Source organism: Mycobacterium sp. 2YAF39 (assembly GCF_052114565.1).
GTDB lineage: Bacteria > Actinomycetota > Actinomycetes > Mycobacteriales > Mycobacteriaceae > Mycobacterium.
Genome location: NZ_JBFREZ010000009.1, coordinates 93,467 through 103,905, shown reverse-complemented (window position 1 = coordinate 103,905; position 10,439 = coordinate 93,467). Strand labels below are relative to the sequence as shown.

Annotated in this window: 15 protein-coding genes, 1 pseudogene and 1 riboswitch; of the genes and pseudogenes, 8 read left to right on the top strand and 8 right to left on the bottom strand. The window is 64.2% G+C overall.

All coding sequences use genetic code 11. From position 1 onward, the window contains the following. Positions 1–46 precede the first annotated feature (46 nt). Positions 47–410 (top strand): annotated as a pseudogene (locus AB4Z42_RS23520) (limonene-1,2-epoxide hydrolase family protein). Here the strand turns inward: AB4Z42_RS23520 and AB4Z42_RS23515 are convergent. Continuing rightward, positions 407–1,372, bottom strand: coding sequence for a hypothetical protein (locus AB4Z42_RS23515; RefSeq protein WP_442011642.1), 966 nt, complete (start codon positions 1,370–1,372; stop codon positions 407–409). The pseudogene AB4Z42_RS23520 and the gene AB4Z42_RS23515 overlap by 4 nt on opposite strands. Positions 1,373–1,403: 31 nt before the next feature. On the opposite strand from AB4Z42_RS23515, the gene AB4Z42_RS23510 reads away from it, so the two are divergent. Beyond that, positions 1,404–2,186, top strand: coding sequence for an adenylate/guanylate cyclase domain-containing protein (locus AB4Z42_RS23510; RefSeq protein ID WP_442011641.1), 783 nt, complete (start codon positions 1,404–1,406; stop codon positions 2,184–2,186). Here the strand turns inward: AB4Z42_RS23510 and AB4Z42_RS23505 are convergent. Then, positions 2,183–2,344: a hypothetical protein gene (locus tag AB4Z42_RS23505; RefSeq protein WP_442011640.1), complete on the bottom strand. Its 162-nt coding sequence runs from the start codon at positions 2,342–2,344 to the stop codon at positions 2,183–2,185. The genes AB4Z42_RS23510 and AB4Z42_RS23505 overlap by 4 nt on opposite strands. 26 nt (positions 2,345–2,370) lie before the next feature. On the opposite strand from AB4Z42_RS23505, the gene AB4Z42_RS23500 reads away from it, so the two are divergent. Both AB4Z42_RS23500 and AB4Z42_RS23495 read left to right on the top strand, forming a co-directional pair. After that, a complete protein-coding gene (locus tag AB4Z42_RS23500; RefSeq protein ID WP_442011639.1) occupies positions 2,371–3,075 on the top strand; it encodes a guanylate cyclase in 705 nt (234 codons plus the stop codon). Further along, positions 3,072–3,212, top strand: a complete 141-nt coding sequence (locus AB4Z42_RS23495; RefSeq protein WP_442011638.1) for a hypothetical protein — start codon at positions 3,072–3,074, stop codon at positions 3,210–3,212. The genes AB4Z42_RS23500 and AB4Z42_RS23495 overlap by 4 nt, the downstream gene beginning before the upstream one ends. A 4-nt stretch (positions 3,213–3,216) precedes the next feature. On the opposite strand, the gene AB4Z42_RS23490 is transcribed toward AB4Z42_RS23495, so the two are convergent. Together AB4Z42_RS23490 and AB4Z42_RS23485 are read right to left on the bottom strand one after the other, a co-directional pair. Next, positions 3,217–4,203, bottom strand: coding sequence for an LmeA family phospholipid-binding protein (locus AB4Z42_RS23490; protein ID WP_442011637.1), 987 nt, complete (start codon positions 4,201–4,203; stop codon positions 3,217–3,219). A 322-nt stretch (positions 4,204–4,525) separates the two neighbouring features. Then, positions 4,526–5,845: a S1C family serine protease gene (locus tag AB4Z42_RS23485; protein ID WP_442011636.1), complete on the bottom strand. Its 1,320-nt coding sequence runs from the start codon at positions 5,843–5,845 to the stop codon at positions 4,526–4,528. A gap of 88 nt (positions 5,846–5,933) precedes the next feature. Between AB4Z42_RS23485 and AB4Z42_RS23480 the strand changes: the two genes are divergently transcribed. Next, positions 5,934–7,085 carry an acyltransferase family protein gene (locus AB4Z42_RS23480; protein WP_442011635.1) on the top strand — a complete coding sequence of 384 codons (1,152 nt, stop codon included), beginning with the start codon at positions 5,934–5,936 and terminating at the stop codon, positions 7,083–7,085. 13 nt (positions 7,086–7,098) lie between these two features. Continuing rightward, positions 7,099–7,386, top strand: coding sequence for a hypothetical protein (locus AB4Z42_RS23475; protein WP_442011634.1), 288 nt, complete (start codon positions 7,099–7,101; stop codon positions 7,384–7,386). A gap of 34 nt (positions 7,387–7,420) precedes the next feature. On the opposite strand, the gene AB4Z42_RS23470 is transcribed toward AB4Z42_RS23475, so the two are convergent. The 3 genes from AB4Z42_RS23470 to AB4Z42_RS23460 all read right to left on the bottom strand — a co-directional run bounded on the left by AB4Z42_RS23470 (position 7,421) and on the right by AB4Z42_RS23460 (position 8,678). Continuing rightward, positions 7,421–7,735, bottom strand: coding sequence for a DMT family transporter (locus AB4Z42_RS23470; RefSeq protein WP_442011633.1), 315 nt, complete (start codon positions 7,733–7,735; stop codon positions 7,421–7,423). Between the two features lie 9 nt (positions 7,736–7,744). Continuing rightward, a riboswitch (guanidine-III (ykkC-III) riboswitch) is annotated at positions 7,745–7,810 on the bottom strand. A 68-nt stretch (positions 7,811–7,878) separates the two neighbouring features. Next, positions 7,879–8,232, bottom strand: coding sequence for a VOC family protein (locus AB4Z42_RS23465; protein WP_442011632.1), 354 nt, complete (start codon positions 8,230–8,232; stop codon positions 7,879–7,881). Between the two features lie 50 nt (positions 8,233–8,282). Further along, positions 8,283–8,678: an ester cyclase gene (locus AB4Z42_RS23460; protein WP_442011631.1), complete on the bottom strand. Its 396-nt coding sequence runs from the start codon at positions 8,676–8,678 to the stop codon at positions 8,283–8,285. Between the two features lie 76 nt (positions 8,679–8,754). Here AB4Z42_RS23460 and arr point away from each other — a divergent pair, with 76 nt between their 5' ends. Continuing rightward, positions 8,755–9,165, top strand: a complete 411-nt coding sequence (arr, locus tag AB4Z42_RS23455; RefSeq protein WP_442011630.1) for an NAD(+)--rifampin ADP-ribosyltransferase — start codon at positions 8,755–8,757, stop codon at positions 9,163–9,165. A gap of 64 nt (positions 9,166–9,229) precedes the next feature. Here the strand turns inward: arr and AB4Z42_RS23450 are convergent, their stop codons facing one another. Next, on the bottom strand, positions 9,230–9,628 hold the full coding sequence (locus tag AB4Z42_RS23450; protein ID WP_442011629.1) for a VOC family protein: 399 nt from the start codon (positions 9,626–9,628) through the stop codon (positions 9,230–9,232). A 141-nt stretch (positions 9,629–9,769) separates the two neighbouring features. On the opposite strand from AB4Z42_RS23450, the gene AB4Z42_RS23445 reads away from it, so the two are divergent. Then, positions 9,770–10,432 (top strand): class I SAM-dependent methyltransferase, encoded by a 663-nt coding sequence (locus tag AB4Z42_RS23445; protein WP_442011628.1) that lies wholly within the window; start codon positions 9,770–9,772, stop codon positions 10,430–10,432. Positions 10,433–10,439: the final 7 nt, after the last annotated feature.

Genomic DNA, 10,439 nt, shown 5'->3' with positions numbered 1-10,439 from the left:
CGCTGGCGGGCTTGATTTCCGTTGTGTGGGTGGGTTACTACAAGGTATGACGCAAACCCCCGACGCTCTCGTGCAAGAAGTGGGCGTCTCCGGACGCCGCCGAACTAGCCGGCTACTTCACCGAAGACGGCGTCTACCACAACGTTCCGATGGATCCCGTACAAGGCCCCGAGGCGATAGCCGAGTTCATCGCAGGATTCACCGCCGCCTTCGAAGGGATCGACTTCCAGGTGCACCGCCAGGTCAGCGATGGAAACATCGTGATGAACGAACGCACCGACGTGATGCGCCGCAAGGACGGCGGCGATATCGCGCTTCCGGTGATGGGGGTGTTCGAGGTCGTCGACGGCAAGATCGCGAAATGGTCCGACTACTTCGACATGGCGACCGTGACGAAGGCGTTCGGCTAGGCCAGCAGCGGTACCGAGTCCTGTCGGGTGTCGGTGAGGATCTCGAACATCGCGCGCCGGGAGGCGACGAGTTCCGCACGCGAAAACGCTTTTCCCGCAACCTGAATCCGGCACGTCGCAATGGCCGAGTTGTAGCAGTACTTCTGTCCGCCGTCGGTATCGGTGTACGTCAGCCCGATGACGTCGGCGGGTTCCGCGGTGATCTCCCCCTCGATCATGTGATCCCCGATCCGGCCGCCGAAAGACCACGAGAACGGCTCGTAGCGGGCGTGGGTCTGCAGGCTGTGCAGGATCGACCGCACCGCGAATTCCTCACCTTCGTGCCGGAATACGAACAGCGTGGCCGCGGGGGTCAGCATCCGGCCGATCGCAGCCCGCGCCGTCACGATCTCCAACGTGGTGTCCGGCGCGTCGTCGAACCCGCACACCTGCCCGAACGCATAGGCAGGCGTGTGTCTGGTTCCCCAGTTGTGGTTGACACTGCCGGTCCAACCGTCCACGACGACACGCTCGTCGTCGAGTTCGAGTGCGCCGTTGAACTCCGCGAGCGGATGCCGCACCGTCGTCTTGGCCGTCGGGATCCGCGCTTTATAGGCACGTTCGGTGAGGAGTTTGACCGGCTCCGCTGCCCCCGGAGTGATCCGCAGATCCCAGCGCGCCGAACGGCTACCCCCGGTGACGACGCCCTGCGCCAACCGGTCGTCGATGGTGGCGGCGCCGATGCGCGCGGTCCATTCGTCGTAGTCGTAAGCGGCCGCTTCGATGGGGTAGGGCTCCTTCAGCGCACGATTTCCCGATCCGTCGGGGTCGAACACCATCACCCAGACGTCCGCGACGGCCTGGCCTGCCGTCGGCAGCAGCAGGGTCTCGCGCAGCCACAGCGCTTGCGGCCGTTCGGGATGGTTGGCCCGGATGTAGCGACTCTCGTAGTACGGGGCCGACATCCCTGACATCGGTGACATCACGGCCTCAGCATCCAATACTTGAGCGGTGATGGGTGCACAGATCGCGGCTTACGTGCTCGGTGCGGTCGCGGTGGCGGAGGCGGTCGCACTGATCGTGCTCGTCGTGCAGCGCAACCGCGAACGCGGGGAACTCGAACAACTGCGAAGCCGCGTCGACACCAGAAACATGCTGCTCTCCGGCGGCCGCGAGGCCGTCAAGACGGTGTGGCAGACGGCCAACATCATGCGCAAGGACGGATTCGGAGCCGCCGTTCGGTCCTCGATCGAAGACCTCGCGGACTGGGCCGAAGTCGAACGTCCGGACCTGGCCCGGCTGGCGCCCAGTGGCCGGGTCGCGATCCTGTTCTCCGACATCGAGGAGTCGACGGCGCTCAACGAACGCATCGGCGATCGAGCGTGGGTCAGGCTGATCGGCAAACACGACAAGATGGTGCGCCGCCACGTGACGAAGCACTCGGGTCACGTCGTGAAAAGCCAGGGCGACGGTTTCATGGTCGCCTTCGCCCAGCCCGACGAGGCGGTGCTGTGCAGCCTCGACATCCAGCGCTCACTTCGCAGGGAGCCCAACGGCATTCGGGTGCGCATCGGAATCCACGTGGGTAAGTCGGTGCGACGCGGCGACGACCTGTTCGGTCGCAACGTCGCGATGGCCGCACGCGTGGCAAGTGAAGCCGACGGCGGTGAGGTACTGGTCAGCGAAGTGGTGCGCGACGCGCTCACCGACCTCGACGGCTTCGAGTTCGACGACGGCCGCGACGCCGATCTGAAGGGATTCAGCGGCACGCACCGGCTCTACGCCGTCGCGGCCTAGTCGGTGGAGTCGGCGTCGGTCACCCGCTTGTGCAACCGCGAGCGGATGTCCTCGGGTGTGTACGCATTGCGGCGACGTTGGTCGCGCGCGACCAATGCTCCACTCGCCACCACACCGGCGGCCCCGGCCAGTCCGATCCACTTCCAGATGCCACGCATACCAAGAGTCTGCCTAAGCTTCGGGGGTGGATCCAAGCACGGTATCGCTTGCGAAGGCCCTCGAGGAGACCCGCACCGGCGACCTCTGGCTGTTCCGAGGCAGTTCAGGGCCCGATCGCGCGATTCAGACGATGAGCAACAGCCCGGTCAATCATGTCGGGATGACGATCGCGATCGAGGATCTGCCGCCACTGATCTGGCATGCCGAACTGGGCGACAAGCTGACTGACATGTGGACAGGAGGCAATCACCGCGGAGTGCAGCTCAACGACGCACGCCAGGTCGTGGAGCGATGGGTGCACAACTATCACCAGCGCTGCTGGTTCCGCGAGCTGACGCCGTACGCCAGCCGCGAGCAGGAGGACCGCGCCCTCAAGGTGGTCGCCCGCATGGACGGCACACCATTTCCGAGCACCGCCCGGCTGACCGGCCGGTGGTTTCGCGGCCGGTTGAGCGCAGCGGACTTCACGCGGGGAATTCCGTTCGTGCACAGCAAGGTCAGTGAGGCGACCCAGCGAAGGAAAAAGGCGAAACTCCAGGTCGGCCTGGAGACCGCCTACTGCGCCGAAACCGTCGCCATCACCTACGAGGAGATGGGATTGCTCTCGACGGAGAAGCACTACAACTGGTTCGACCCTGGCGTGTTCTGGAGCGGAGACGAACTGCCGCTTGCGCCCGCATACAAGCTGGGCGATGAAATCGCCGTCACAGTCCCGGACTCCAGGGCGTGAGTCGCGATCTCCTCGCTTTCCTGGTGACGGTGGGCGTATCCGCCAGGGCGCAGCTGTATCGGATGGCAGAGCCGCCGCCGGGCACTGACACCAGCGAGTACTACGACCCCGACGGTCGGGACAAGCCGGGCGTTTGAGCGGCTACAGGCGCTCGAAGCAGGCGTTCGTGTTCCCGCTCGGGATCGAGGCGTTGTGGCTGGAGAACTTTCCGACGACGCCGGTGTCGGTCACGTCGACGCTGTCGGCGTGGATTCCGAGCGGATAGTTGTCGTTCAGCTTCTTGGTCAGCCCGTCCAGCGCTGACTGCACCGCGTCCTTCGGCAGCGGGCCGGTGACCTCGAGAACCTGCAGATTCAGATCACCGTCGGTGACGACGGGCTTGGCGGTGACGTTGTTGTCGCCGGCCTCCAGAATCACGGTGCCCGCAGCGGGGTCGGTGCGCACTCCGGTGACGAGATTGCCGACGCCGGGCAGGTTTTCGGCGACGGTGTCCTTGATTCCGGCGGACTTCCAGCTCAACGTCGCGTTGAGCGAGCCGATGGTGCCCTTGGAATCTCCGGAATCGTTCAACCGCACATCCGCGAGGGTGACCTCGGCCGTCATACCGTTGGCGCTCTGCACCCTCTTTCCGTCGGTGGCGACCGAGATATTGGTGTAGTCGCCGGTGATGTACTGCCACAGGAAGGGCGGATTCACACCGAACGAGACGGTGGCGCCGTCCTCGACGACGCATTCGGCGACCTCCACCAGGATCGTGTCGGCGCGGTGCCGTGCGTAGAGCTCCGCGGCCGCCAGCCCGCCTGCCAACAGCGCGAGCACGATGACGAAGATCAGGATGATCGACTGACGACTGCCGCGGCGCGCGGTTCGCGAGGTGTCGCCGAACGACGGTGGCGGTGGCGCCTTTATCGGCGGGATCACCTGCGTCGGCCTGGCATCCGCCGGTGACGGTGCCCGCCGGATTCTCCTGATCGGCCGGGTCAGCGGGGATCGACGCGCGGAGGGAAGCTGGTCGGTAGGCGGCTCCTGACGTCCGGCCGACGGCAGCCGCTGGGTCTCCGGTTCCGGCGCCGGTGGCCTGGCCCGGCCACGCCAGTCGGGTTGACCGGGGCGCTGCGGCGGGGTCACGTGCGAATTGTGCCCTATCTCGTTGCCGCCGGAGGTAACGCTTCCAAGAATGCTCCAAGGGCCACGTCACAGTCTGATGCGCATGTTCATCAAGCGTCCATCGCACTGGTTACTCGGCACCGCCATGGCGCTCGCCGTGGCATATTTCGCGTCCATCGCGGTCGCCGAACACGACTACCCGGAGTCATAGTCGGTCAACGACGCGGCAGCGTTCCCGCCAAGTATGACCGGCTGTGCGTGAAGACCCGCGGCGCCGCGATAGCACGACCAAACCTGGCGGGGAGTAGGCATTTTCGGCACCCGCGCCATCTCCCGATGAAGGCTAGGCCTCTCCGAGGGTGACCTGGGTGGTCTCAGCCGCGCCGGACCCGTCGACGTAGGTGAGCGTCACGGTGTCACCGGGCGCCTTCGAACGGACCGCCGCGACCAGCGCCTCCGGGCCGTCGATCACACGGTCGTCGACCTTGGTCACCACCGCGCCGCTGGGTAGCCCGGCCGCGGCGGCTGGGCCTCCCTGAGCCACCTTGGCGATCGTCGCGCCACCGGCGGTGGGGTCGTTGCTCAGTTGCACCCCCAGCGAGCCGTGGGTGGCTGTGCCGTTCGATATCAACTCGTCGGCGATGCGCTTGGCCTGATCAGACGGGATCGCAAAGCCGAGACCGATCGAGCCGTTCGGCGGCCCGGAACCCTCTTGGCCGCCACCGAGGGTCGCGATCGCGGAGTTCACGCCAATCAGCTCCCCGTTCATGTTCACCAGGGCGCCGCCGGAGTTGCCCGGGTTGATCGCCGCGTCGGTTTGGATGGCGTCGATCACCGATGTCGCGTCGCCGGAACCATCTCCTGCGGACACGGGACGGTCCAGTGCGCTGACGATTCCCGTTGTCACGGTTCCCTGAAGGCCCAGCGGTGAGCCGATGGCGACGACGTCCTGGCCCACCTTCACGTCGGCCGACGATCCGATGGCGATCGGCGTCAGGCCCGAAACACCTTGGGCGCGAACGACAGCGATATCGCCCGTCGGATCGGTTCCGACGACTTCGAACGGAACGGTCTGTCCGTCGGAGAAGGACACGGTGGCTCGAACGTCGCGGCTCCCACGGCCCGGTTGGCCGGCGGCCTCGGCGACGACGTGATTGTTGGTCAGGATCAGGCCGTCCGAGGTGAGGACGATGCCCGAACCCTCCCCACTCTGATTGCCCATGTCGATCTGAAGCTTGACCACACTGGGCATCACCTTGGCGGCAACTTCTTCCACCGACCCGGCGGGCACATTCGCCGCGGGCCTGGCAGATGGCACGTTGGCGACGGCGGTCTGCGCGACGGGCGCAGGGTCCGATTGCGTCGCGACCGCGGCCGCTCCGACCCCTCCGCTCACCACGGCGACGGCGAGGGCTCCGCCGATCATCACGATTCGGTTACGCGACCGCTTCGGCTTCTGCACCGGGATCGGGCCCGTAACTTCCTCATGCGCAGTGTGATACGGGCCATAGGGTGGTGCCACAACCGCTGGTCCCCGGTAGCGCCAGTCGTAGGGTGAGCGATACATTGGGCTGACGTCAGTCGGGTGTGCTTGTCCCGTAACGTGATCCGCGAAGGGCGGACGGTGAGGATGCCGCGGGGCACGCGGGGCGGTGTTGGTCATGACGTCTTGTTCGCTCCTGAATCTTCAAATTTCACAAATGATTAGCCCAGCTTGCCTTGACCATCTGAGAGTGAACTGAGAGAAACCTATGGAGAGTCAGCGACTTTTCATACCCGCGGATCGAGCCGCTTCGCTCACCGGTCTGCGGGCGATGGCGGCGCTGCTGATCATCGGGACTCACGCGGCGTATGGCACCGGGCAGCTCACGAATGGATACAGCGGGGCGCTCTTCGCCCGCTTGGAGATCGGCGTTCCGATCTTCTTCGTCCTGTCGGGATTCCTGCTGTTTCGGCCATGGTTACGGGCAGCAGCGTCCGGAACATCGCTACCGTCGTTGAGCCGCTATGCAATTCGTCGCATACGGCGTATTGCGCCTGCCTACCTCGTCGTCGTCCTGATCGCATACGCGTTGTACCAGTTCCGTGACGCCGGACCCAATCCAGGGCACACCTGGACAGGTCTGCTGCACCACCTCACCCTTACGCAGATCTACGAGCCGGTTTATTTCTTCGTGATGCACCAGGGCCTGACCCAAACCTGGAGCCTGGCAGTCGAATTCGCCTTCTACATGGCATTGCCGTTGATGGCCGTTCTTCTGTTGACGGGGCTCTGCAAGGGTATTTGGAGGCCGAGGCTGCTGCTGGTGGGGCTGTGCTGCCTTGCCGCGATCACTCCCCTGTGGTTGTGGCTGCAATCCGCCACCGATTGGTTACCGAGCTCGGCCGGCATGTGGCTGCCCGCCCACCTGCTCTACTTCGTCGGCGGAATGGTCCTGGCGGTGTTGCAGGCCGTCGGAGCGCGCGTGACGCTGCTGATCGCAGGGCCGCTCACGGTGGTCAGTTATCTGATCGTGTCCACGTCGATCGCCGGGGACGTTCCTTACGGTGATGTGGCGCTGTGGCAGATCCTCGTCAAGGTCGCGCTCTACGCCACCATCGCCTGCGCGGTCGTCGCCCCGTTGGTGCTGAGCGGACCGAACGGATTCGAACGATTGCTGAGCTCGGCTCCCGTCGTCTGGCTCGGAGAGATTTCCTACGAGATCTTCCTGCTTCACGTGATCGCAATGGAGATCGTGATGACGTCGGTGTTGCGGTGGCCGGTTTTCACAGGTTCGTGGTCAATAGTGTTCGTGGTCACGCTGGTGATGACGGTGCCGCCGGCATGGCTGCTGCATCGGATGACGGCGCCGTCGAGGTCCCCGCTGACGGCACCGACGCCTGATAGCGTCCCGATGCGATGAGCGGAGCAGACACGTGACGATCGTGGTGATGGACGGCCCGACGGCTTCGGCGTTGGCGCAGATCCTGCCATTGCTGCTGTTGACCGTTTTGATCGAGATGCGACGTACGGCGTTGCATCGCAAGGTGTCCCGTACCGTCTTCGGCGGGTTCTTCATATTGTTCGGCGTGATCGAGACGGTGCTGGTGCTGTCGATCGACGGTGAGCTCTACCCGTTCCAATGGGGCGACCTTCTGTCCGCGCTCGCCATTTTCGGACTGCTCGCCATGATCTTCGTGATTTCCTTCATCGAGCAGGGCTAGAGATCGGCCGCGCGCACGACCGGTCGAACAGTTCTCAGTGGGCGAGCTTGAGCCCGACAACGCCACCGATGATCATCACCAGGAACACGGCCTTGAGCAATGACGCCGGCTCCTGCCCGGCGGCCATCGCGTAGCCCACAGTGAGAACTGCACCGATTCCCACCCATACTGCGTATGCGGTTCCGATCGGCAGGTCCCGCATCGCATAGGCCAGGCCCGCCATGCTGGCGACGATTGCGACCAGGAACACCACGCTCGGCGCCAGCTTGCTGAATCCTTCGGACTTGCCGAGCGCTGTTGCCCAGACCGCCTCCAGGACACCGGATACGACGAGACTTACCCACGACATGACGTTTCTCCTGGGCCGTCTTGTCGCGCACCGGGTACAGCACCCATCGTCCGGAAGCCTTCTTGGAGGCTCTGCTATCGAAGGTGTCACAACCGCGCAAGGGTGGCAATGTCAACTCGGTCACCACACGCGCCTCGGGTGAATCAGTGACGGTGCTGCACCACGTTGACGACGCTGCCGTCGGGTGCCCTGACGAAGAAGCGGCGTACGCCCCACGGCTCGTCGGTGAGCGGGTGCACGATCTCATACCCCCGCGTACGCGCCTCCTCGTACGCGGCGTCGACGTCGTCGGCGTGCACGGAGATCACCGAGTCCTCGGCCGCGGTTGCGTCGCCGGTCACCAGTTGCACATTCGCGCCGGTGCTGGGTGAGGTGAAACGCGCCACCCATCCCAAGTTGAACTCTTCGTCGGTCAGGCCCAGATAGCCGGCATAGAAATCCTTGGCCGCCTCAATGTCTGCGACGGGAAGGTTCGCCGTTATTCGCGTGACACGCATACCGCCCTCCTCAGTGCCAAAGTTACAGTGGCACCGGCAGCTTCACCGCGCTACTGAGTCTTGGATATCTGCTCGCGAATGGTTTCCCTGTCGATCACCGACCAGACTTCGACGATCTGTCGATCGTCGAACCTGTAGAAGACGTGCTCCGGAAACGACACTTGCCCGAGCGGCGGCTCGAAACCCAGGAACGTGTGCAGTGGCGAGCATCGAAAGAACAGTCTGCAAGACACGACGTGATCGTCGGCGACAAGGATCTCCGGGATGAACTGGAGGTCCGGCGCGGCGTGGGTGTCAGACTCCAGCATCGCTCGATAGCCGCCAAGACCCAGTCGGCGTCCGTTGTGAACGACGTCGTCGGCCACGAATCGCCCGAGGTCGCTCCAGCGTCGGTCGTTCAAGCAGGCCAAGTAGTCGCGATAGATCGCGATCAGATCGCCGTTCATCGGTCTTCCGATTCCATCGCTTCTTCGCGCTAGTGGGTCAACGTCACGATAGTCCGGGATTGATAACCTCTTGGCAATGAACGGGACGTTGGACGAGGGGCCCTTCTATCACGGCACAAAAGCCGAATTGCGGCCTGGAGATCATTTCACCGCCGGATTCCGTTCCAACTACCGGGCAGAAATCGTGATGAATCACATCTACTTCACCGCGTTGCGAGACGGCGCGGGCCTCGCCGCGGAACTCGCCGCCGGCGACGGAGTCCCGCGGGTGTACGTCGTCGAACCGACCGGGGAGTTCGAGAACGATCCCAACGTGACCGACAAAAAGTTCCCGGGCAATCCGACCCGCTCCTATCGCAGCAGGGAACCACTCCGAGTCGTTGGCGAAGTAACCGACTGGACGCGACTGACACCCGAAGCTCTCCAGATGTGGCGAGACCGACTGGCCGCGGGCCTCCGGGATGGCAGCGCCGAAATCATCAACTAGCGCGTCTTCTCGCCAGACGTTGAAAGGAAACTCGGCCGCGCCACCGCACAGCCCGTACCGACGATCAAACTCCGAATTTGGCCCGAGCTTCCTCCGTGACGGGAGTGAACAAGTTGACCAGGTTCCCATCGGGATCCCGGAACAACAATGCGCGGTTTCCCCACGGCATCGTTGTCGGCTCGGTGACCACTTCGGAGACGTGTTCGCGAAGTCGCTCCCACTCGGCGTCCGCATCATCGACGATGAATTCGATGATCGCAGTCCGGTTTGCCGCTGGCTCAGCAGATCCATCCCCGAACAGCGGGACGGTTTTGTCGCTGCCGATGGCCAGCGTGCCAACAGCGGTCGGAATCTCCGCGAAGAGTTCGTTAGCCCAGTTGGCGGTTGCACCGGTGACCATCTCATAGAACATGACGAGCTGTTTCACGTCGGCAGTGATGATGCGGGTTGAGACGAATTTCATCGGGACGTGCTCCTCAGGGTGTTCGCCGGACAGCCCGGACCATGGACTTGACGCTCCACGTTAGCGACGGACCCCGACAAGTCCGCCCCGCGAAGATTCCTGGAAGAATCCTGTCACTTCAACGTATTCCGTGCCGCATCAGTGTCCGTGTTCTACGGTCGCCGAATGGGGGTCCGGGACGCCGTCATGGCGGGTGTTGCCAAGCAGCTCGGTCATCCGAATGGTCTGCGCGGGCGGCTGGTTGGTGCGGCGCTCAATCGGGGCAACCGGCGTTTCGTGAGCGCCGCCGCGCGGGCGCTGCGACCCAATGAGGCATCGGCGGTGGCCGATGTCGGATTCGGTGGCGCAGTGGGGCTGAAATTCTTGCTTGACAGCGTCGGTCCGGCGGGCCGCGTTCACGGTGTCGAGGTGTCGGAGACGATGCTCAGTCAGGCCGCGGGGCGATACCGCCGAGACATCGCGACGGGGCGGCTGTCGTTGCATTCTGCGTCCATGACGGAACTGCCCTTTGCCGATGGGGAATTGGGCGGCGTCATCACCGTCAACACCATTTACTTCGTGGCGGAGCTCGACAGAGCGTTCAGTGAGCTTGCCAGGGTGATAAACAGCCGGGGCCGACTCGTCATCGGGCTCGCCGACCCCGATGTGATGGCAAAACTGCCGTTCACGGGACACGGCTTTCACCTCCGTCCGGTCCCGGACGTGATCGAGGTGTTACGCAGCACCGGTCTCACCGTCGAACACCGTCAGATCACTGACGACGTCAAGGCGCCGCATCTGCTGATAGCCAACTCCGTCGCGTGAAACGTCG